This window comes from Thermoflexus sp. (assembly GCF_040289485.1).
In the GTDB taxonomy this organism is placed as follows: Bacteria; Chloroflexota; Anaerolineae; order Thermoflexales; family Thermoflexaceae; genus Thermoflexus.
The window spans coordinates 1-21,693 of record NZ_PSLG01000019.1 but is presented as its reverse complement, the minus strand read 5'-3'; the positions used below and the strand labels follow the sequence as shown (position 1 = coordinate 21,693).

Annotated in this window: 20 protein-coding genes and 1 pseudogene; 8 read left to right on the top strand and 13 right to left on the bottom strand. The window is 70.9% G+C overall.

What is annotated here, in order from left to right; genetic code table 11:
- Positions 1 to 72: 72 nt before the first annotated feature.
- From rimO to recJ, 6 genes are all read right to left on the bottom strand, one after another.
- Positions 73 to 1,464, bottom strand: coding sequence for a 30S ribosomal protein S12 methylthiotransferase RimO (gene rimO / locus C4313_RS05090; RefSeq protein WP_352428791.1), 1,392 nt, complete (start codon positions 1,462 to 1,464; stop codon positions 73 to 75).
- Between the two features lie 35 nt (positions 1,465 to 1,499).
- Complete coding sequence (locus tag C4313_RS05085; RefSeq protein ID WP_352428790.1) at positions 1,500 to 2,231, bottom strand: RodZ domain-containing protein; 732 nt, start codon at positions 2,229 to 2,231, stop codon at positions 1,500 to 1,502.
- Positions 2,232 to 2,233: 2 nt separating this feature from the next.
- A complete protein-coding gene (gene rplI, locus C4313_RS05080; RefSeq protein WP_352428789.1) occupies positions 2,234 to 2,683 on the bottom strand; it encodes a 50S ribosomal protein L9 in 450 nt (149 codons plus the stop codon).
- 62 nt (positions 2,684 to 2,745) lie between these two features.
- Positions 2,746 to 4,716 carry a glycosyltransferase family protein gene (locus C4313_RS05075; protein WP_352428788.1) on the bottom strand — a complete coding sequence of 657 codons (1,971 nt, stop codon included), beginning with the start codon at positions 4,714 to 4,716 and terminating at the stop codon, positions 2,746 to 2,748.
- On the bottom strand, positions 4,713 to 5,540 hold the full coding sequence (locus C4313_RS05070) for a class I SAM-dependent methyltransferase (protein ID WP_352428787.1): 828 nt from the start codon (positions 5,538 to 5,540) through the stop codon (positions 4,713 to 4,715). The genes C4313_RS05075 and C4313_RS05070 overlap by 4 nt, the downstream gene beginning before the upstream one ends.
- The gene (recJ, locus tag C4313_RS05065) at positions 5,534 to 7,303 is read right to left on the bottom strand and encodes a single-stranded-DNA-specific exonuclease RecJ (RefSeq protein WP_352428786.1); all 1,770 of its coding nucleotides are present in this window, start codon (positions 7,301 to 7,303) and stop codon (positions 5,534 to 5,536) included. Before recJ ends, C4313_RS05070 begins: the two co-directional genes overlap by 7 nt.
- A 178-nt stretch (positions 7,304 to 7,481) precedes the next feature.
- Between recJ and pfkA the strand changes: the two genes are divergently transcribed.
- On the top strand, positions 7,482 to 8,447 hold the full coding sequence (pfkA, locus tag C4313_RS05060; RefSeq protein WP_352428785.1) for a 6-phosphofructokinase: 966 nt from the start codon (positions 7,482 to 7,484) through the stop codon (positions 8,445 to 8,447).
- A 9-nt stretch (positions 8,448 to 8,456) separates the two neighbouring features.
- On the opposite strand, the gene C4313_RS05055 is transcribed toward pfkA, so the two are convergent.
- The 7 genes from C4313_RS05055 to C4313_RS05025 all read right to left on the bottom strand — a co-directional run bounded on the left by C4313_RS05055 (position 8,457) and on the right by C4313_RS05025 (position 13,816).
- A complete protein-coding gene (locus C4313_RS05055) occupies positions 8,457 to 8,969 on the bottom strand; it encodes a MogA/MoaB family molybdenum cofactor biosynthesis protein (RefSeq protein ID WP_352428784.1) in 513 nt (170 codons plus the stop codon).
- A complete protein-coding gene (locus C4313_RS05050) occupies positions 8,966 to 9,934 on the bottom strand; it encodes a DHH family phosphoesterase (protein WP_352428783.1) in 969 nt (322 codons plus the stop codon). The genes C4313_RS05055 and C4313_RS05050 overlap by 4 nt, the downstream gene beginning before the upstream one ends.
- Positions 9,924 to 10,292 carry a 30S ribosome-binding factor RbfA gene (gene rbfA / locus C4313_RS05045; protein ID WP_352428782.1) on the bottom strand — a complete coding sequence of 123 codons (369 nt, stop codon included), beginning with the start codon at positions 10,290 to 10,292 and terminating at the stop codon, positions 9,924 to 9,926. Before rbfA ends, C4313_RS05050 begins: the two co-directional genes overlap by 11 nt.
- An 85-nt stretch (positions 10,293 to 10,377) precedes the next feature.
- The gene (locus C4313_RS05040) at positions 10,378 to 11,322 is read right to left on the bottom strand and encodes a hypothetical protein (protein ID WP_352428781.1); all 945 of its coding nucleotides are present in this window, start codon (positions 11,320 to 11,322) and stop codon (positions 10,378 to 10,380) included.
- Between the two features lie 27 nt (positions 11,323 to 11,349).
- The gene (locus C4313_RS05035; RefSeq protein WP_352428801.1) at positions 11,350 to 11,835 is read right to left on the bottom strand and encodes an adenosine-specific kinase; all 486 of its coding nucleotides are present in this window, start codon (positions 11,833 to 11,835) and stop codon (positions 11,350 to 11,352) included.
- Positions 11,801 to 12,880, bottom strand: coding sequence for a GNAT family N-acetyltransferase (locus C4313_RS05030; protein ID WP_352428780.1), 1,080 nt, complete (start codon positions 12,878 to 12,880; stop codon positions 11,801 to 11,803). The genes C4313_RS05035 and C4313_RS05030 overlap by 35 nt, the downstream gene beginning before the upstream one ends.
- 3 nt (positions 12,881 to 12,883) lie before the next feature.
- Positions 12,884 to 13,816 carry a GNAT family N-acetyltransferase gene (locus C4313_RS05025; RefSeq protein WP_352428779.1) on the bottom strand — a complete coding sequence of 311 codons (933 nt, stop codon included), beginning with the start codon at positions 13,814 to 13,816 and terminating at the stop codon, positions 12,884 to 12,886.
- Positions 13,817 to 13,992: 176 nt separating this feature from the next.
- On the opposite strand from C4313_RS05025, the gene C4313_RS05020 reads away from it, so the two are divergent.
- The 7 genes and pseudogenes from C4313_RS05020 to C4313_RS04990 form a co-directional block, all read left to right on the top strand.
- A complete protein-coding gene (locus tag C4313_RS05020) occupies positions 13,993 to 14,280 on the top strand; it encodes a hypothetical protein (protein WP_352428778.1) in 288 nt (95 codons plus the stop codon).
- 110 nt (positions 14,281 to 14,390) lie between these two features.
- Positions 14,391 to 15,131 carry a hypothetical protein gene (locus tag C4313_RS05015; protein ID WP_352428777.1) on the top strand — a complete coding sequence of 247 codons (741 nt, stop codon included), beginning with the start codon at positions 14,391 to 14,393 and terminating at the stop codon, positions 15,129 to 15,131.
- 15 nt (positions 15,132 to 15,146) lie between these two features.
- Positions 15,147 to 15,857: a lytic transglycosylase domain-containing protein gene (locus C4313_RS05010; RefSeq protein WP_352428776.1), complete on the top strand. Its 711-nt coding sequence runs from the start codon at positions 15,147 to 15,149 to the stop codon at positions 15,855 to 15,857.
- A 52-nt stretch (positions 15,858 to 15,909) separates the two neighbouring features.
- A pseudogene (locus tag C4313_RS05005) lies at positions 15,910 to 16,665 on the top strand (MutS N-terminal domain-containing protein); the annotation flags it as partial.
- A gap of 193 nt (positions 16,666 to 16,858) precedes the next feature.
- Positions 16,859 to 18,574, top strand: coding sequence for a DNA mismatch repair protein MutS (gene mutS / locus C4313_RS05000; protein ID WP_352428775.1), 1,716 nt, complete (start codon positions 16,859 to 16,861; stop codon positions 18,572 to 18,574).
- A gap of 23 nt (positions 18,575 to 18,597) precedes the next feature.
- Complete coding sequence (locus C4313_RS04995; protein WP_352428774.1) at positions 18,598 to 19,764, top strand: glycosyltransferase; 1,167 nt, start codon at positions 18,598 to 18,600, stop codon at positions 19,762 to 19,764.
- The coding region (locus tag C4313_RS04990) for a glycosyltransferase family 39 protein (protein WP_352428773.1) at positions 19,761 to 21,693 on the top strand (1,933 nt) is incomplete at its 3' end. The genes C4313_RS04995 and C4313_RS04990, both read left to right, overlap by 4 nt.

Sequence of the window (21,693 nt, the reverse complement as noted above, 5' to 3'; positions counted from 1 at the left end):
ACGGGGATATTCAGTTTAATGCGGAAGGGGAAAAAGCGGCAACAACCGGCTGCGGGGAGGATCGAGCCGACCTCAGGGCCTCTGCGCGGCGATCGGCGCCGGAGGGAGAGGCTGGGGGGCGGCGCTGGGCTCCACCACCCCGATGAGGTCGTAGGTCAGCGCGCCGGTGATGCGGACGGGCAGGAACTGGCCCACCGGCCATTCCCCTTCGATCAGCACCAGCCCGTCGATCTCCGGGGCGTCCCGATAGGTCCGCCCCACGCTCAGGCCATCCCCCACCCCTTCGATGAGCACGTCCAGCACCCGGCCGACCAGGGCCTGGTTCTTGCGTAGAGAGATCGGCTGCTGGACGGCCATCAGGCGCTCGTAGCGCTCCTGCTTGACGGGCTCCGGCAGGTGACCTGGCTGCTCCGCCGAGGGGGTGCCCAGCTCGTAAGAGTAGGTGAAAGCGCCCACTCGATCGAACTCCAGGTCCTGGACGAAGCGAAGCAACGCCTCGAACTCCTCCTCCGTCTCGCCGGGGTAGCCCACGATGAAGGTGGTGCGCAGGGCGATGTCCGGCATCGCCCGGCGGAGTTTCTCCACCGTGCGGTAGACCCAATCGATGTTCGAGGGCCGGCGCATGCGGCGCAACACCGCCGGGTGCCCGTGCTGAAGAGGAAGATCCAGGTAGTGGGCCACCTGGGGATAGCGGGCCATCACCTCAATCAGGCGATCGGAGACGGCGCCGGGATAGGCATACATGATCCGGATCCACCGGACCTCCGGGACGCGCTGGACCAGCCCCTCGATCAGCATGGGGAGGCCGTCCCGCAGGCCCAGGTCGTGGCCGTAATCGGTGGTGTCCTGGGCGATCAGGATCAGCTCGCGGACGCCCTGGTCCACCAGGCGACGGGCCTCTGCCCAGATCACCTCGGGGGGACGGCTGACGGCGGGCCCCTTGATCAGCGGGATGGCGCAGAAGGCGCAGGGCCGGCGGCAGCCGTCGGCGATCTTCAGATATGCGCTAGCCCCCTGCACGGCCGCCCGCAGCACCCCCTTTTCCTCACGGCGGATGGGGCCGTCCTCCGGGATGTGGTAAAGGGGCTCGGGGGCCATGCGTCCCCGCAGGCGCTCGAGGAACTCCAGGATGTCCATCCAGCGTCGGGTGCCGATGACGCCGTCGATGCCCGGGACCTCCTGGACCAGGCGTGCGCCCCAGCGCTGGGCCAGGCAGCCGGCGGCGATCAGGAGCTGTCCTTTCTTCTTGCGAGCCGCCAGTTCCCGCAGGACCCGCAGGGATTCCTGACGGGCGGCCTCGATGAACCCGCATGTGTTGACGATCAACACATCGGCCCGGCCCGGCCGGTCCACGCTTCGATAGCCGGCCCCCTCCAGCAACTGGGCCATGCTGGCGGAATCCACGGCGTTCTTGGCGCAGCCCAGTGTGATCAAGTGATAACGCTTGCCTCGCTCGACGGCCATCCGTGCACTCCGATAAGGATCCGGGACGCGGCCGGTCACGGGGAGGCAGCGGCCGGCGCCCGCCATGTTTTCCGAACGATCTCCCCCCGCCCGCCCAGCGGGCCCTGGGGCAGGCCGTTGACCGAGACCTGCAGGGCGGCGGCGTTCCCGGTGTCCAGTTGGATGATCTCCCGGGCCTCCCAGGTCCGAACCTCGCCTGGCCGCAACAGGCCCTGATAGACGACCTGGCCGTCGGCCAGGATCCGAACCCAAACATGTTCTTGCGCCTCCGCCTCCAGCCGAAGCCCTGGGGCAGGCCCGACGGGCGACAGGGTCGGCCCCGCCCCGGCGGACGGAAGAGACCGGGTAAGGGTCGGGCCGGGCGGTGGGGTCCCAAGGCGGGGGAGCCCATGCGCCCAGGCCAGACCGATGAGAACGAGGGCCAGAGCGAAGGCGAGGCCCAGGCTGGCCAGGCGCCATCCAGGAAAGGCCGGCCGGGTCGGGATCCGGGGGAGCTGGAACATCGAAGGCATGCGGGCTGGCCGGGGCGGGGGCACGGCCGCCAACAGACCGTCCCATTCCGCCAGTAACGCCGCCTCGTCCAGCCCCAGCCACCGGGCATACCGCCGCAAGAACCCCCGCGCGTGGGCCGGGCTGGGAAAGGCGGCGAAGGCCTCGCTCTCCAGGGCCTCCAGATAGACCCGCTTGATACGGGTTTGCTCAGCGGCCTCCTCCAGGGAAAGCCCTCGGGCCTCCCGGGCCGCCCGCAGCCGCTCGCCGATGGACACCTTCAGGCCTCCCGCTCCACCACCACCTGTACCCGGGCGGTGATCTCCGGCCCCAGCCGGACCCGCACCGGATGTGTCCCGAGGGTCCGGATGGGGGCCTCCAGTTCGATGCGTCGTCGGTCGACCTCCACCCCCAATTGCCGGGCGATGGCCTCGGCGATCTGCTGGGCCGTGACCGAGCCGTAGAGGCGGTCCCCCTGCCCGGCCCGCGCCTGAACCGTCACCACGGCTCCTTCGAGACGGGCAGCCTTCTCCCGGGCCGAGGTCAGTTGGCGGACCCGGCGCTGCTCAGCCGCCTGGCGGGTTTCGGCCGCGTGGCGGATCAGGCCCTCGGTGGCCGGCACGGCCAGGCCCTTCGGGATCAGGTAATTCCGGGCGTAGCCGTCGGCCACCTCCTTCACCTCGCCGGCCCGCCCCAGGTTCGGCACATCCCGCAATAGCACCACCTTCATCGGCGGATCGCTCCCGTGCGCTGGAACTGGGATTCCCTCAAAGAGGTATCTTAGCAGGGGCGCTATGGCCGGACAAGGGACGGCGCGAAGAAGACCCGGATGCCCAGCCCCACGCAACGGGAGCGCGGGCGGAGGGTCCACCAGCCCTCCGGATAGGCGGCCTGCAGGGCGGCCAACGAGGCGTCGTCGTCCGGGTGGACCAGATAGAGTTTGGGGCCGGGGAGATGCCGGTGGCCCTCCAGCGCCCGCGGGAGGTCCTCGTGCCAGACGGTGTAGGGCCAGTCCAGATCTCCCAGCCACATGCCGATCAGCCGTGAGTCGAACCAGTAGGGATAGGCCACGTAGAAGGCGTTGGTCCGCGGCCCCCCGAGGGCGTAGAAACCTCGCACGATCTCCGCCGCGTCCGAGGCGTTGAGGACGGCGTGGCAGTAACTTTCGGCGTAGGTCCGGAAGATCCGCTCCGCGTTGAGCCAGAGCAGCGCTCCCGCCAGGAGGGCCGCCATCCCCCAGCCGACCCAACGCCCGCGCCCCAGAGCGCCCCAGCGGGCGGTCCACAGGGTGGGGACCACGGCGATGAGGGCCAGGACCGCGGGGAGGGCCCCAGCGGCACGGACGGCGCTGGGGTTCTCGCGGGGGAAAGCGAGGTTGTAAGCGGAGGGGAAGAGCATCGCGAAGCCGGCGGCCAGCACCGCGGTCGGCACCGGATCCCGGCGACGGAGCATCCACAGCAATGCCCCCAGCCCGCCCAGCACCAGCAGCCCGCCCATCAGCGGATCCAGCATCGGGCGGCCGGGGATCGTCGCCACGTAGACCTCGTCCCCGATCCAGTGGAACATCAGCAACGCCCGGCGGACGTTGTCGATCAGGATCCGGAGGGGATCCCCCGGGATGGGCTGCTCCCATGTGGAGATCCGGGTCATCAGGCGGTAGAAGAAGACCTCCGGGAAGTCCACGATGAAGCGCAGCATGGGGGCCAGCACCGGCACGGCCGTCCCCATCCCGATGGCGAAATCGAGCCCGAGGCGGCGGCCTGCGGGGGTCGCCCAGCCCTTGCGGAGCAGCCACACAACCCCGAAGGCGGCGGGGAGGGCAGCCAGCATCCCCCGGAACGGCGAATACCCATACCACCCGACCCCGAGGAAGAACCCCATCCACAGGAAATCGACCCGCCGCCCCGAGCGCAGCCCCCGGATCAGGAAGGCCAGCGACCAAGCAGCAAAGGTGGGCAGGAATGGATAGCGCAGGCCCACGCGGGCTGGGATCACCGCCCAACTGGCGATGGCACCCAGGAACATGGTCCACAGGCCGCCGTGCCGCCCCCAGAGGGCCGCGCCCAGCAAGTAAAGGGCAGGCAGCAGCAGCACGCCGATCAGGGCCGTGCCCACCTGCAAGGTGAACTTGTGCAACGGCATCCCAAAGAGGCGGACGGTGGCCGCCGCCAGATAGAACTGAAAGGCCTCTCGGCCGGTGTTGCGGGGGAAGAAGATCCGGTATTCCCCGTTCAAGATGTCCCGGACGTCCAACAGTTTCTCGGCGTGGTCGCTGTTGACGTCCAGGGGAAGGTTCCACAGGTCCCAGTAGCGGAACCCCACCCCCAGGACCAGCAGGGCGAGGGCCACCCCGTGCCACGCCCGCAGCCGCAGGCCTTCCCTCGGCCTCCGCGGGGCTGGCTCGTTCCACCAGGCAACCCACCACGCGACCACCGCCAGGGCCCCCGCGACCACCCCGGGCAGGCGGAAGCGGTTGCCCCCTGCAGCCAGAAAGGCCAGGACCGTGCAGGCGAGGCTGAGGGCCAACGCCCCCCAGCGCCCGCCTTGGGCGGACGGTGGGGGTGAGGCCACAGGCACCGGCGCCTCCAGCACGGCCGGATCCCGAAGCAGCCCCCAGGCCAGCAGGGCCAACGCCCCCGCATAAAGCGCCCACCCCACCGGGTCCGGGGCCTCGCGTGGGCTGGCATCCAGCCGCTGCTGCCCCGCGAAGGCCAGCAGGACGGCAGCCCCGACGGCCGCCAGGGCCATCCACCGCGGCCTCATCCCCCCTCCCGCACGGCGATCATAAAGAAATAGGCGCCGGCCTCGCACAACGGGGCCTCGTAGAAGGGACGCAGGATCCGCTCCACCGGCCACAGGCTCCACGTCCACGGCCCCACGATCCAGCGGCCGGTCACTTTCTTCCAGAACAGCGCGGGCAACCCATACAGATGGCCCCACTCCAGCAGGGCCATCGCCCCTGGGGAGAAGTAGGACCACCAGCAGACCGGCCGCAGGCCGACTGCCTCCAGGCGGGCCGCCCAGGCCGCCGGGGGATCGCAGTGGTGGTGGCGGGAGATCCGGTTGAACAGCCGGCCGTAGGCCTCCGCCCACCGCCGGGCGCCCAGGCGGCGCAGCAATCGGTAGACAGAAAGGGAGGCGGCGAAGCGGTCGCTGGGAGAGCAGAAGACGAAAACCCCGCCGGGCCGCAGCACCCGCGCCACTTCCTCAAGGACGGCCTCGACGGCGGGGATGTGCTCCAGGACGGAATTGCTAACCACGGTGCCGAAGAAGGCCGTCGGGAAGGGCATGCGGGCGCCGTCGGCCTGGACCACCCACCGATAGGCCCGGCGGGCCACCGCCTCCTTCAGGGCCAGCCACTCGGGATCCAGACCCACCAGGGCCTTGCCCGAGAAGGCCACCGTGGCGAAGTGGCCGTCCCCGCACCCCAGGTCCAGCACCGGCTCCGGCATGTCCAGGCCTTGATAGAACCGGGCTTCGACGGCCCGGAGCAGGGCCCGGAAGGCGGGGACCGCCTTCAGGTGGGGCCAGAGGAAATCCCGAGTGGCGGCCGACGTCCCGGGGGTGGGGCCGGGCTGCTTTAGCATCCGGGGACCGCCTCCTCCCCGACGCCCTCCGCTGACGGGGCGAAGTCCTCCACATGCAGGGTCAGGCGAGGCTCGCCGTCCCACGGCTCGGCCCGCAGTTCATAGACCACATCCAGGAGCGCCCCGGGGCGGACCTCACGGGCTCGGGATCCCTGGCGGAAGGCGATGGCGTCCCACACCGGCCCGCCCTCGGGCAGGGTGAGCACCATGCGCAGGTGCTGGCCGTCGGCGCCCACCGGCCGGACGGCGCGCACCAGCGCCCGGCGGCTCAGGAAGCGGGGGGCCGGGTTGCCGTAGCCGAAGGGCTCGAGCGTGGTGATCGCCTCGTAGAGGCGCCAGGTGACCTCCCGCAGCGGCAGCACCGCCTCCACCACCGTGACCGGCTGCAGATCCCGCTCGCCCAGTTGGCGGGCGGCAAGATCCATCAGCCGCTGGCGGAGGGCCTCCACGTTCTCCCGGCGCACCACGAACCCGGCGGCGGCGGCGTGCCCGCCGTGGCGCACCAAGAGATCCGCGCAGGCGTCCAGGGCCTGGGTGATGTGGAACTCCGGGATGCTGCGGGCCGACCCGCGCCCTTCCTCGCCCATCAGGCTGATGACCACCGCGGGGCGATAGAAGGCCTCCGCCAGCCGGCCGGCCGCCAAGCCGACCACCCCGGGCCGGAACGCCTCGGAGGCGGCGAACAGGATCCACGGGACCGTCTCGTCGGGGAGGGCCAGGGCGCGGGCAGCCTCCTCCGTGGCCACGGTCAGGGCCTGCCGCTCGCGGTTCTGGCGGTCCAGTTCCTGGGCCAGGTGTGCCGCCTCCTCGGGGTCAGCGGTGGTCAGCAGGCGATAGGCGGCCAGGGCATGTTCCAGGCGCCCGGCGGCGTTCAACCGGGGGGCCAGGATGAAAGCGATGGCCCAGGGATCCACACGGGAGGCCTCCAGGCCGGCGACCGCGGAGAGGGCTTGCAGGCCGGGGCGGGCCGGGCGCCGCAGCCGCTCCAGCCCCTGGGCCACCAGCGCCCGGTTCTCCCCGAGCAACGGCACCACATCCGCCACCGTGCCCAGGGCCACCAGGTCCAAGAAGTCCTCCGGCTCGAAGGGCGCGCTGGGGTGAAGGGCCTTCAGGGCCTGGATCAGTTTATAGGCGACCCCCACGCCGGCCAGCTCCTGAAACGGGTAGGGGCAGCCGGGCTGCTTGGGGTTGATCAGGATGGCCTCGGGAAGCCGCTCCCCGGGGAGGTGATGGTCCGTGACGATGAGCGTGAGGCCCAGGGAGCGGGCCAGGGCGGCCTCCTCGACGGCACGGGCCCCGCAGTCCACGGTGATCACCACCCGGATCCCCTCCGCGGCCAGCCGTCTCAGGGCCTCGCCATTCAGGCCATAGCCCTCCGTGTCCCGATGGGGGATATAGGAGCGGACGGAGAGGCCCAGGGCCTGGAGGGCTTGGGCCAGCATGGCGGTGGCCGCCACGCCGTCCACATCGTAGTCCCCATAGACGGCGACCGGCACGCCGGCGCGCCGGTCGCCCTCCAGCCGCTCCAACGCCTCCTCCATACCCTTCAGTTGGAAGGGGTCCCCAACGGGCCCGGACCGGGCCAGGAAGGCGGCGGCGTGCTGCGCGGAGACGATCCCACGGTGATAGAGAAGATCCTGGAGGACGGGGGGCCACGGGGCCAAAGCCCCCCGCACGGCCTCCGGGGCGGGCGGGGCCAGCCACCAGGCCCGCCGGCCCTGTCCGACCTTTCGCGCCTCGGGGTGAGGCAGCAGGGCGTTCACCGACGGCTCCTTCGAACGATGGGGCTCCCATTGTAAGATGGGCCAGGGCGCCCCGTCAACCCCACCGCCGCTGCGCTCCCCACGAGAACTGTGCGGCCCCGGCCCGGCCCTCTAAAATGGGTATAATATTGCGTTTTTATAGAGCGCGAAGGCTTGCCCATCGAGGGAGGTGAGGCGGATGCGTTGCATCGGAGTGATGACCAGCGGAGGCGACGCGCCGGGCATGAACGCCTGCATCCGGGCGGTGGTGCGCACCGCCGCTTACCACGGGGTGCGGGTGCTCGGGATCCGCCGCGGGTTCCAGGGCCTGATCGAAGGGGAGATCGCCGAGCTGCGTCCCCGCGATGTGGGCGGCATCATCCAGCGGGGGGGCACCATCCTGCAGACGGCCCGCTCCAAAGAGTTCATGACGGAGGAGGGACAACGCAAGGCCTTGCGCCGGCTGAACCAGTATGGCATCGAGGGGCTTGTGGTCATCGGCGGTGACGGCTCGATGCGCGGGGCCCTCGCCCTCCACCAGCGGGGCTTCCCCGTTGTCGGCGTCCCGGCCAGCATCGACAACGACATCTGGGGCACCAACATGAGCATCGGCGTCGACACCGCCCTCAACACCATCATCAACGCCATCGACCGCCTGCGGGACACGGCCTCCTCCATCGGACGGGCCTTCTTGGTGGAGACGATGGGCCGGGATTGCGGATATCTGGCGCTGATCGCGGGGGTGATCGGCGGCGCGGAGATGGTGCTGATCCCCGAGCGGGAGACCAGCCTGGAGGAGGTGGCCCGCGCGGTGATGGACGCCTATGAGCGCGGAAAGACCCACGCCCTCATTGTCATCGCCGAGGGCGCCCGCTACCGGACCACCGAGGTGGCCCGTTTCCTGGAGAGCCATCCCATCGGCTTCGACGTCCGGATCACCATCCTGGGCCACATCCAGCGGGGCGGCAGCCCCACGGCCTTCGACCGGCTGCTGGCCACCCGGATGGGGGTTAAGGCGGTGGAGGCCCTGCTGGCCGGCGAGCGGGGGGTGATGACCGCCCTCCAGGGCCGTGACATCGTCACCCTTCCCCTGGAGGAAGTGGTCCAGCGCAGGCGGGAGGCCAACCTCGCGTATTACAACATGGTGCTGATGCTGGCACGGTGAGGGCCCGGCTCAGGCCCGCTGCCGATGCTCGGCTGCCGGTCCGGACTCCCCCCGCAGCAGGGCGATGGCGTGGGGGAGAACCGGGGCCAGGAGGGCCATGGATTCCCGGACGGCCCGGGGGCTTCCCGGCAGGTTGATGATCAGGGTCCGCCCGCGGATGCCCGCCACCCCCCTGGAGAGCATGGCGAAGGGCGTGTGCTGGAGGCTATAGAAGCGCAACGCCTCGGCGATGCCCGGGGCCTCCCGTTCCAACAGCGGTCGGGTCGCCTCGGGCGTGAGGTCCCGGGGCCCGAACCCGGTGCCCCCCGTGGTCAGGATGAGGTCCAGCCCCTCCGCATCGCACCACGCCTGAAGGGCCTGGCGGATCGCCTGGGGATCGTCCGGGACCACCGCGTATTGGGCGACGGTCCATCCGGGCTGGGCCTGGACCCACTCCCGAAGGGCCGCACCGCTTTCATCTGGATAAATCCCCTGGGCGGCCCGGTCGCTGACGGTGAGGATGCCCACGCGGATGGGCCTCATGGGGCTTTCCCGTCTGTCTCCCCCTGGGCGGCCGCTTTGAGAGCGGCCAGGAGGCGGGGGACGACGGCCTCCAGCGGGCCGGGCACCAGGCAGCCGGCGGCAGGGGGATGCCCGCCCCCGCCGAAGGCCAGAGCCACCCGCGCCACGTCGTAGCCCGGCCGGGCCCGCAGGCTCACCTCCACCTGCCCATCGTCCCGCTCCGTGAAGACCGCCGCGATGCGCGCCTCCTCGGTGCCGATGAGGAAACTGGAGAGGCTGAGGTCGTTGGCGTGGTGCAAGCCGGAGGCCGCCCGCATCTCCCGGGTGATCACCGTCCAGACCACCCCGTCTTCCATTTGGACCCCCGCCAGGGCTTGGCCGAAGAGGCGGAGGGCAGCGAGGGATCGGCGGTTGAACAGGGTGTCCACCAGGGCAGCCAGGGAGGCGCCCGCCTCCATCAAGCGGACCACCTCGCGCAGCACCTGGGGCGTCACGTTGGGGGTGCGCAGCCCCAAGGTGTCCCCCACGATGCCGGCCAACAGGAGCGAGGCCAGTTCCGGGTCCAAGGCGACCCCTAGGTCGTCGGCCAGCCACAGCACCATCTCCGCCGTGGCCACCGCCGCGGGCTCCACCCAGTTGATGGTCCCGAAGCCGATGTTGGTGACGTGGTGATCGATGTTGAGCAGCGGGAGGCTCTCAAGCCCGCGGAAGGCCTGGCCCAGGCGGGACGGGTCGCTGGCGTCCAGGCTGACCCGCAGGTCGAAGGATCCATGGGCCGTCCGGCCGATCTCGTCGGCGTGGGGGAGGGTCTTCAGCCGGGGCGGGAGATCGTCGTCGCAGAACGCCACGGCCTCCTTCCCCAGTCGGCGGAGGATCAGGGTCAGGCCGATGGCGCTGCTGAGGGCGTCCGCATCGGGGGCGATGTGGGTGGCCACGGCGATGCGCTGCGCTTGCTCCAGGACCCGGCGCGCCTGCTCACGGCTCATCGGAAGGTCGTCCCCGGTTCTCATGGAGCCGAGAGATCAGCCGCTCGATCCGGTCCGCCCGGTCGAAGGTGTCGTCCCATTTGAAGACGAGGTCGGGGATGCGGCGCAGGAGGACCCGGCCGGCTAGTTCGTGTTTGAGGTAGCCTTTGGCGTGCTCCAGGCCGGCCAGCACCTCCTCCCGCCGGGCCGGATCCGCAGGCCACGTCGTCACGTAGACCTTGGCGATGGTCAGGTCCGGGGCGGGCTCCACCGCGGTCACCGTCACCCCGGCCACCCGAGGGTCCTTCAACTCGGAAACCAGGGCGCTCAGCTCCTCCCGCAGGAGCTCTCCGATCCGCCGCTGACGACGCTCTCCCATGGCGAACCTCCGGATCGCTCTATCCTAACACGCTGCCTCCCCGCCGTCAAAGACGGGGGCGGCAGCGCCGCGCCCCGATTCCTCCTCAAATCGGACCTCCATGAACGGCGGGGGCGCGCTGCCCATGGTCCAGCACCTGCAAGACCCCAGGGGTGACGTCCAGGAGGGAGCGGGCCCCTCGGAAAGCGGGGGCGCCCGGGCCCACGGCCAGAAGGGGAACCGGGTTCCGGGTGTGCAGCCGGGTGCTCAGGTCCTCCATGTTGCCATGGTCGCTGACCACCAGGATCGTGGCTCCCGACGGCCGTCCTTCCAGCAGGGCATCGAGAAAACGATCCAGGACCTTCAACACAGGTTCGGGGGGCAGGTGGCGGTGGCCCACCAGGTCGGTCAGGAAACTCTCGAACAGGACGAGGTCCGCCTCCTCCAGGAGGCCGAGCAGGCAGGCGGCCGCCGCCTCCGGCAGGCGGGGGGGCAAGTCGGGGAAAGGCCGCCCGTGGCGGCGGGCCCATGCCGGCGCGAAGGTGTGGGTGATGTCCCAGAGCAGCGCCCGCCCGGCCATCAGATCCTCAAAGGTCCGGAAGGGCAGCCCTGCCAGGCGGTTCATCCATGTGGTCACCGAAGGCCGCAGGCGGCGCCGGGCGACCAGTTCCCAATAGAGGGCCGAGTAGGCGTTGGCGAAGGTGGGCCGCCGGCCATGGGCGAGGGCCCGAGCGAACAGGCTGTGCGTTTCCAGCAGGGCGCGCAACGCCGCCGTCGGGGCGCCGGTCAGATGACCTCCCACCAGGGCCGGCGCGTTGTGCCCGGTGAACAAGGCCGTCTGGCCGGTGGCACTCTGGGGAAGGCCCGGGACGCCTAGGGTGGCGTCCAGTTCGCGGCAGAGCCACCCTGGTCCTTCCCCCGCCCACCCGCGGGCCATGGGACGCCCGAGGCGGCCAGCCAGGCGGGGCAAGCCCGGGTGGACCAGGGGGTTGGCCGCGTCCGCCTCCCCCAGGCCGACCCCGTCCAGGAAGACCATCACCACCGGCCCCATTCGGCCCGCTTCCAGGGCCCGCGCCCCTCACATCTTGTAGCCGATCCTGCGGAGGAACTCCCGCCGGTGGGCCACGTCGGCCTCGGTCTCAACCCCCCGCGTGGCCACGCCGTCCACCACGCCCAGGACGGCGCGCCCCTGCTCGGTCTCGGCCAGGATCACCTGCATCGGGTTGGCCGAGGCGGCGTAGATGTGGCAGACCTCGGGGACCATCTTGATGGCGTTCAGGACGTTGATGGGGTAGTAGCCTTTGCCCAGGATCACGATGAAGAAGTGGCCCGCGCCGACGGCCAGGGCGTTCTTCTTGGCCAGCTCCACCAGGTCCGGATCGGTGCCGCTTGCCCGTACCAAGGCCGGGCCGGAGGACTCGCAGAAGGCCAGGCCGAACTTGATGCCGGGCACCGTGTTCACCAGGGCCTCGTGGATGTCCTCCACCGTCTTGATGAAATGGCTCTGGCCCAGGATCACGTTGAGTTCGTCAGGCTTCTCGATCCGCACGACCTTGATCTCCACGGCCATGGCGCACCTCCCGGTCGGACTGGCTGAGGCGTGATTCCCGCTGGAGGAGGATCCGGTAGAGGGGAACCTCCCGCGCCCCGAAGCGGAACTTGTAGGGCTCATCCCCCCGCAGGAAATCGAAGGCCCGTTTCCCCCGCTCGATGGCCTCGCGGATCAGGTAGGCCAGCAGCACCAGCCCCGGGCTCAGGCCGGTGAAACGATAGGGGTTGAGGCCGGAGTTATAGAGCCAGATGCGATCCCCGTAGTCGAAATCCAAATAGGCGGCCGCCTTCTCCCCATCGATCTCCAGGAAGGAGAGGCGAGCCCAGCCCTCCTGGAAGCCAACCTCGATCACGCGGCGGAGGAAGCCGCGGACGGCGGGGCGTAGAAAGGCAGCCTTCTCCGCATGGCCGAGGGCCATCAGATCCAGGAAGGCCTCCGCAGCCTCCGCGACGCCCGGGCCGGGCTCCCGCAGGATATACCACCGAGCTCCCTCCACCGCCTCCATACGGCGCAGCTTGCGCCGCAACTCGTGGCGGTCCTTGCGATCCAGGATCTGGAGGTAGGCCTCCCAAGTGGGGGGCAGGAGCAACAGCGGACAGACGGTCAGCCGTTCCACCTGGACGGAGAGGCCATAGGCCGGGGCCAGGCGGGGCCACAGCGAACACGTCGGAGAGTCCGCCCGGACGTTCCAGAGGACCAGGGTGTCCCATGGCGGGGCCTGGGCGGAGCACAGCCAGCCCAGCAGGGCGTGGGCCACCGCCTCCTCCCAACCGGCCTCCACCACCAGGTCCAGGTAGTCGGTGACCGCCTCCCCAAAGGTCTCCAGGAGCATCCTGCCGTCCTGGGCGATCCGACGCATAGGGGCCAGCCCGATCAGCCGGCCCTCTGCTTCCACCGCTATCAGACACAGCTCTCCCTCCCCGAGGTGCGCCCACCAGGTCCGCAGCCACGCCGGGCGGAGGAAGGGGGAATCCGCCGCCGAGCGGCTCAACAGGCCGAGCCAGGGCTCCGCGAGTTCGTCGAAGGCCGCCGGATTCTGGAAGAGACGGAGCCGCATCCCTCACTCCGCGTCCTGAAGATCCACCAGGTCCCGGGCGAAGACGCTCCAGGGCTCGGCCCCCGTCAGATGGGCCCGGACCAGGGCGTAGAAACTGCGGGGCGGGCTCCCCGCCTCCTGATCCCGGAGGAAATCCACCACCAGATAGCCCAGGGCGAAGGCGGTCTCGAAGAGCTCCCGGGTGTGGAACCGCCAGGCCCGGGCCAGGCCGGGATCTTGGCGCTTCACCTCCTGGAAGCGATGGGGGATCTCCACCAGCCAGAAGGCCACGTCCGGCGTCGCGAAGGCCTCCGGGGGGATCGGCAGGCCGCGCTCGTCGAACCGACAGGGGTTGACCAGGACGGCCCCGGCCTGCTCGAAGAGGGCACGGGAGAGGGCGTAATGGCCCTGGCTCAGGCGGGTCGCCACCCGGCGGCTGGCAATATACCAGTCCACCTGGAAGCGATCGGTGGGCAGGCCGCGGTTCAGGGCGTCGTGGAGCTCCCCGTAGGCGTTGCGCAGGTAGGTATTGCAGACCGCCCCCAGTTTGGCGATGTTGAAATAGGCGTTACGGCTCTCCAGGGGATCATAGGTCCAGGTGATCAAGCGGAGCCCCTGGTTGCGGACGGCCTCGCGCTGGGCCCGTTTCAGCCGGTATCCGATCCCCTTGTCCTGCCACTCCGGGAGCACGCCGAGTTGATGGGAGCAATGCTTCAATTTGACGGTGGCCGGGGCCTCCCGCCCCCGCCGCTCGTCCGTGCCCAGGAAGCCGAAGACGAAGCCCACCAACTGCCCGCCCGCGAAGGCGCCCAACAGCACCCCGCCGTTGTGGGCAGCGGTGATCAGCAAGTGCGCGGGGACCACATCCAGGTCGTCGGATCCCCAGATCCGGCGCTGGAGCTCCACGCAGGCCTGGATCTCCTCCAGGGTCCGCAACGGTCGGATCTCCACCTCCATCCCCGGCCCCCTCGCCACGCTGGCGGCCTCTGGATCCACCGGGCCTCTTGTGATTCTAACACGCCACGCCCACCTCCGGCGAAGGGGAAAAGTGGACAGGCTCGGGGCCCGGGCCGACAATGGGGGGAGATTGGACGGTGGGGGCAGTCTGTTGCGCCCCTGCTTCGGGAGCGGTGATGGACGAGGGAACGATGGCCGTGCTCTTCTGCGACGACCGGGCATGCCGGGGTCACGAGGGGCTGCAGGTGCAACGCGCGGCGGTCCCGGGGGAGATCGCCTTCTGGATCGTCGCCGGCGCGGAGGGGCACCCCGAACGGTTCGTGGAGAGCAGCGTCTCCCCCCTCTGCCCGTTCTGCGGCCAGCCCCTCCTGTGGCCCCCGGAACGGCTGGAGGGCGTGGCGCCGACCACCCCCGAGGAGGCCGCCCGGTTGGCCCCCTGGGCCGAGGCCCTCAGGGGGCTGTGAAGGGGTGCCCCCCATTCCGCCCTGACCCCTGATGCGGGTTCTTGACAGCCCCGCCCCGCCGGTGTTAAGATGGGTCTGCGGATTAGAACATTTGTTCTAAGGAGGTCCCCATGGCCTGGCGCGGATGGATCGCGGCCCGGCCGGAGGGCCCGGCCCCGCCGGGACCGCGGCCGGCCGAGGAGATCGAGGCGCAGCGGAGGGGCACCCCCCAAAGTCCTTTGGACTTTGGGGGGACCCCGAAGCGGACGGTGTCCCTGCTGGCGCTGGGGGTGGGACTGATGATGGCGGGAGGGTGGCTGGCCCTGGAGTGGTTCAACTACGCCGCCTCCCAGTATGCCCTGGCTGTGCTTTTCGGGAATCTCATGGCCGACGGGCTCTCGTGGGCGACGCTGCTGGCGCTGGGGTTGTGGCTGATGGATCTCTCGGGGTTGCTGTACCTGTCCATCCCGGACGAGCGGGGAAAGCCCGGGTTCTGGTATGTGCTGGTGGCCTGGCTGCTGGCCTCGGGGGCCAACGCCCTGCTCAAGTGGTGGGCGGTGGCCTGGGCGCTGATGGCCAGCCCCATGGCGGGCGCCCAGCGGGCTGCGCCCCTGCTCGCGCTGACCCCCTACATCCCCACCGCCGTGGCCTTCGTGGTGTGGACCGGGCGGGTGCTGCTGGTGAGCACCCTGATGGGCCTGTGGCGGCCCTTCCTGGGCCGCATGGTCGATCAGGTCCGAGCGTGGGCGGCGGGCCAGGTGGAGGAGGCGGCCAAGGGCCCCGCCGCCTCCGAGCCGGCCCGGCCCCGCCTGATCACGCCAGAGGAGGTGGAGCGGGCCCGGGAGGAGGCGGCCCGCCGGACCGCGCGGTAAGCCCGGAGGACATCGATGCTGGCCCTTCACGCCCAGCGCTGGATCACCCGAGGCCTTCCCTTCGGCGTGCTCGTGATCGCGGCGCTGGTGCTGGTCCCGCTGGCCCGGGTGGTGGCCATCGCCCTGCCGGCCCTTGAGCCGATCGCCGATCGGGGTCGGGGTGCCCCGGCCCCGCCTCCGTCGGCGGCCGCCGGCGCGCAGACCCCCTTGGCCCCCCTGTTCACCCCGGAGGTCCAGCGTTGGTCGGGGAAGATTTTGGCCTGGGCGCGCGCCTTCGACCTGGATCCCAACCTGGTGGCCACGGTCATGCAGATCGAATCGTGCGGGGATCCCGAGGCCCGCTCGACCAGCGGCGCCCTGGGCCTTTTCCAGGTCATGCCCTTCCACTTCGGCGCCGGGGAGGACCCCCTGGATCCGGAGACCAACGTCCGGGCGGGGCTGGCCTACCTGGCGGAAGCCTTGCGGCGGGCGGGAGGCGACGTGGCCCAGGCGCTGGCGGGTTACAACGGCGGGCACGCGGTGATCGGCCGGCCGGATCGCTGGTCGGCGGAGACCCGGCGATATGTCTACTGGGGCGTCGGGATCTACGCGGACGCCCGCCAGGGGCGTGCCGACAGCGCGCGGCTGCGCGAGTGGTTGGCGGCCGGCGGCCGCCGCCTCTGTGCCCAGGCGGCCCAGCGGAGGGGCACCCCACAAATAGGGACCCCGAGCGCCCCCCGCCGCTGACCCCTACCTTTTCCCCCTGCGGATTTGCCACAGGGGGACCCATGGGCCCACAATGGCTTATAGAAAGGCCCAGGGAGGGAGAGGGATGGCTCCGGAGACACCGATGCTGGCCCAATACCGACGGATCAAGGCGCGTTTCCCCGACGCCATCGTGATGTTCCGCCTGGGCGATTTCTACGAGATGTTCGAGGAGGACGCCCGCATCGCCGCCCGCGAACTGGAACTGGCCCTCACCTCCCGCGCCTTCTCCAAGGACGTCCGCCTCCCCATGGCCGGGGTGCCCGCCCATCACGTCACCTCCTACATCGGCAAACTGATCGCCAAAGGCTACAAGGTCGCCGTCGTCGAGCAACTGGAGGACCCGAAGAAGGTCCGGCGGCTGGTGAAACGGGACGTCGTGCGGGTGATCACGCCGGGGACGGTGGTGGAGGAGGCCCTGCTGCGGGATCGACTGGAGAACTACCTGGCGACGGTGGCCCCTGCCCCCGACGGCCGGTCCTTCGGGCTGGCGGCCCTGGACCTCTCCACCGGCGAGTTCTTCACCACGCAACTGGAGGGGCCTGAGGCGGAGGCCGCCCTTCTGGAGGAACTGGCCCGCCTGAGCCCGAGCGAACTGGTGCTCCCGGAGTCCCGCGCCCGGGACGAGGCGTGGGTGGCCCGCCTGAAGGGCGAACGCACCGTCCGCGTCTCCCCGGTGGCCGACGCGGCCTTCGATCCGGAGCGGGCCCGCCGCTGCCTCCTGGAGCACTTTCAGGTGGCCTCCCTGCAGCCCTTCGGGTGCGAGGGGCTGCCCTGGGCGGTCGCCGCCGCCGGCGCCGCCCTCCACTACGTGAAGGCCTCCCAGATCTCCGACCTGCGCCATCTCCGCCGCCTGAGCACCTACCACCGGGAGGCCTATATGGGCCTGGACCCGATCACCCGCCGCAACCTCGAGCTGACCGAGACCTTGCGGGAACGGCGGGGGGAGCCTCTTCTCTGTCCTCAACCACACGGTGACGGCGATGGGGGCGCGCCTGCTGCGCCGCTGGCTGCTCCAGCCCCTTGTGGACGTGGCGGCCATCCAGGCGCGGCTGGACGTGGTGGAGGAACTGAGGCAGGACGCGCTGCTGCGCCAGGACCTGCGGCGGCTGCTGGACGGGCTCTACGACGTCGAGCGGCTGGTGGGCCGCATCGGCTTCGGCAACGCCAACGCCCGGGACCTGGTGGCCCTCAAGCGGACCCTCCAGCGCATCCCCCAGATCCGGAGCCGGCTGCTTTGGGCGCGGTCCGCCCGCTTGCAAACCCTTCGGGACGAACTGGATCCCTGCGGGGAGGTGGTGGCCCTGATCGACCGGGCCATCGTGGAGGACCCGCCGATCCTCCTGCGGGAGGGCGGGCTGATCAAACCGGGCTATCACGAGGGGCTCGACCGGCTGCGGCAGGCAGAGGAGGCCGGCCGGCGCTGGCTGGCCGAACTCGAGCAGCGGGAGCGGGTCCGCACCGGCATCGACAGCCTGCGCATCCGCTACAATGAGATCTTCGGCTTCTTCATCGAGGTGCCGCGCTCGAAGGCCCACCAGGTGCCTCCGGATTACGAGCGGCGGGCGACCATCACCCACGCCGAGCGCTTCGTCACCCCCGAACTGAAGGCCCGGGAGACGGAGATCCTGGCCACCCAGGAGCGGATCGAGGATCTCGAATACGAACTCTTCGTGGAGGTGCGGGGGAAGGTGGCCGAGCACATCGAGCGGCTGCAAGGGGTGGCCCGCCATCTGGCGGAACTGGACGTCTACCAGGCCCTGGCGGAGGCCGCCGCGCGCTACGGCTACACGCGGCCGGCAGTGGAGGAGAGCGACGTCATCGAGATCCGAGAGGGCCGGCACCCGATGGTTGAGCGGTTCCTACCGCCCGGCGAGGCCTTCGTCCCCAACGACACCGACCTCAGCGCCGCGCGGCGCCTGATCATCCTCACGGGCCCCAACCTGAGCGGCAAGTCCGTCTACATCCGCCAGGTGGCCCTGATCACCCTGATGGCCCAGATGGGCTCCTTCGTCCCCGCCCGCTCGGCCCGCATCGGCATCGCCGACCGCATCTTCGCCCGGGTGGGGGCCAGCGACGACATCACGGCGGGCATCTCCACCTTCATGGCCGAGATGATGGAGACCGCCTACATCCTGCACCACGCCACCCCGCGCTCCCTGGTGATCTTGGACGAGGTGGGGCGGGGCACCAGCACCTTCGATGGCATGAGCCTGGCCTGGGCGGTGGCCGAGGCCCTCCACGACGAGGTGCAGGCGCGGACCCTGTTCGCCACCCATTATCATGAACTGACCCGCCTGGCCGGGCACCTGGAGGCGGCCTGCAACCTGACCATGGCGGTGCGGGAGGTGGGCGATCAGGTGGTGTTCTTGCGCCGGGTGGTGCCGGGGGCAGCGGACAAATCCTACGGCATCCATGTCGCCCGGCTGGCCGGCCTGCCCGAGCGGGTGATCCGGCGGGCCCGCCAGATCCTCGAGACCCTGGAGGGCCAGGGGAGCCCCTCCCCGCTGCCCGCCCTCCGGCCGGACCCGCCCCTGGTCCCGCCCGAGGCGGTTGCGCCGATGGAGGTCCGCGGATTGCTTCAGGAGCTGCTCCAGATGGACCTGCTGAACATGACCCCGTTGCAGGCTCTCCTGGCCCTGAACGACCTGCAGGCCCGGCTCCGGGAACGCCTCCGGGCGGGCGGTGCATCCCTTTGAGGGCCTGAGCGAAGAAGCGCACGATGCGGTTGGCCCTGATCACCGGCGAATATCCGCCTCTGCCCGGCGGGGTGGGGGACTACACCCGTGAACTGGCCCGCGCCCTCCAGGCCCGCGGCCACACCGTCGCCGTCTGGACCGATCGCCGCAGCGCGGGAGATGCGGATTCACCAGTCCCCGTCTACCGCGTGGTCCGCCGTTGGGATCCGTCGGCATGGCGGGATCTCGGCCGCTCCCTACGTCCCTGGCGGCCGGACGCGGTGCTTCTCCAGTATCAGGCCGCCGCCTACGGGCTGGGCGGATCCATCCACCTGTGGCCCCTTGTCGCCCGCCTCTGGCTCGGCCCGACCCCGGTGGTGGTCACCTTCCACGACCTGCGGGTGCCTTACCTTTTCCCCAAAGCCGGCCCCCTGCGGGCGTGGAGCGTGCGCTTCCTGGCCCGCCGCGCCGACGGTGTGATCGTTACCAACCACGAGGACGAAGCCACCCTCCGCTCCGCCGGGATCCGCCCGCTATGGCGCATCCCCATCGGCAGCAACATCGCCCCACCGGATCCGCTCCCGGAGGCTGCGGAAGCTCGCCGCCACCTGGGGCTCCCCCTCGACCGCCCGCTGGTGGGGTTCTTCGGCTTCCTCCACCCATCGAAAGGCTTCGATGTGTTGCTGGAGGCGCTGGCCCGCCTGGCTGCCGAGGGGCTGTCGGTGGGCCTGGTGCACATTGGGGCGGCGGTGTCTCCCAGCGATCCCTCCCAGGCGGCTTATGCCCACGCCTGTCGCCGTCGGATCGTCGCGGTGGGCTTGGCGGACCGCGTGTGGGAGACCGGCTATCGATCTCCCGCCGAGGTCTCCATGGCCTTCGCCGCGGTGGACGTTTGCGCCCTGCCCTACCGGGACGGGGCCTCCTTCCGCCGGGGGACGCTGATGGCCGCCCTGGCCCACGGACGGGCCGTGGTCACCACCTTCCCCCGGGCGCCCCTCCCGGAGCTCCAGGACGGGGAGCATGCGCGCCTGGTGCCACCGGAAGACCCCCAGGCGCTGGCCTCCGCCTTGCGGGAGGTCCTGGAGGACGCCGCGTTGCGCGCCCGCCTGGAGGCTGGGGCGCAGGCCCTGGCCCGGGCCTTCACCTGGGACCGGATCGCGGCCCAGGTCGAGGCGGTGGTGGAGACCCTGCGCCGCGGGAGGCCCCGTTGAGGATCCCCCGCTCCGTGCGCTTCCCTGATTGGCTGCTGTTGGGCGCGGCCTTCGCCCTGCGGGTCTGGCGCCTGGACCGGCCCAGTCTGTGGTATGACGAGGCCTTCAGCGTAGTCCTGGCCCGCGGGGCTGTCTGGCAGCCCCTGGAGGCCCATCCCCCTCTCTTCCACCTGATCCTCCGGCTCTGGATGGGCCTCGCCGGCTCCACCGCTTTCGCCGTGCGGTTCCCCTCGGTGATGGCCGGGACGCTCACGGTTGCCATCCTGGGGGCCATGGCCGCGCGCCTGAGCGGCTCCCGGACCGCGGGGCGGATCGCATGGGGACTGGGGGCCACACTGCCCTTCTGGATCTGGGAGTCCCGGGAGGCCCGGATGTATGCGCTCCTGGGGATGTGGACCGCCCTGTCCCTGTGGGGCCTGGTCCGGCGCTGCCCTGTCGGAGCGACCATGGCGGCCCTCGCCGGCGTCTACACGCATTATGCGATGCTTTGGATGCTCCCCGGCCTGCTGGCCCTTCTGGTCCGGCAGGGTCCCGTCGGGCGGCGCGGGGCGCTGGGATTGGCGCTGGCCGCGATCCCGGGGGCGCTGCACGCGTGGTGGGTGGGCCGGACCCAAGGGGCCTTCTGGGCCGGGCGCCTGGATCTTCTCCGCGCCCTCATCGATCTGGGGAAGGCCCAAGGCCTTCAGGCCCCGATGGCCGGGTATCTCCTCCCCGAGGGGCTGCCGTGGGCCCCGGGCATGATCGCGGGGGCGCTGGTGGCGATGGCCGGGCTGCTTTACGGCGGGCGCCGGTCCGAGGTCTGGCGCCTGTTGCTGCTCACAGGCCTCCTGCCACTGGCCATCGGGCTGGGGCTGCTCTACTTCAACCCCAAATTCCACGTCCACTACTTCATCGGCGTGACAATCCCGATCTGGCTGGCAGTGGGCGTGGGCGGCGGCGATGGATTTCGAGGGGGACGCCTCTTCCCCATGGTGGTGGGGATCCTGGCCTGGGCCCTGCTGGTGGGCCCGCCCCTGGCCGGGATCCTGGGCCGGCCCGAGCGGATCAAGGACGACTGGCGGGGGGCCGTGGCAGCCGTCGAGGCCCGCCGGGGCCCCCAGGAGGCTGTGGTGCTGGTCAGCGGCTTCGCCCTCCCGGCCTATCAGGTTTATGCCCGCTCCAGCCTGCCGCTGCCGCTGCCGGCCGACCCGGTCGTGGACGTCCGGCACGTGCTGGATTACGAGACGGTGGCGCCGATCCTCAACGCCCATCTGGCCGGCCGCTCTGGGGCCTGGCTGGTCCAGTGGGGGGACGAGATCAACGACCCCGCCCAGGTGGTCGCCGCCGCGCTGGACTGGATCGGGGACGAGATCGAGACGCTGACCTTCGCCGGCGGGATTCGGGTCCGCCATTTCGTCTGGGGGGCCTTCCGCCCCCTCCCTTCCGATCCCGCCGCGCTGTTCGGGCACCCCGGCCAGCCCCTTGGATCCCACCTGGTCTGGCTGGGCTACGGCCTTCCCGGCGGCCAGCGACCCATCGACCAGCCGCTGCCGGTGATCGCAGGATGGCGGATCGTGGGGCCGCTTCCCTCCGGGTTGCGGGCCTCCCTGCGGCTGGAATGGGCAGACGGGACGCTGTGGGGCCAGTGGGATGGGGCGCTGGGCGGGGAGACGTGGGACACCGCCCGCTGGCCGTGGCCCCGCACCTGGCTCACCCGTTACACGGTCCAGGCCCAGGTCGGCGCCCCGCCAGGCCGGTATGTCCCGCGCCTGGTGGTGTATAGAGCGGGGACGGTCTGGCTGGACGCTCGCCTGGATCCGGTGGACATGGGCCCGCCGCAGAGGCCCTATCGAGATCCTCGCTGGGAGAAGCCGCCGCTGGTCCGCTGGCCCGGTCTGGCCCTCACCCACATCGACGTGGAAGGGGAACCTCGCGCCTGCCAGCCCCTCT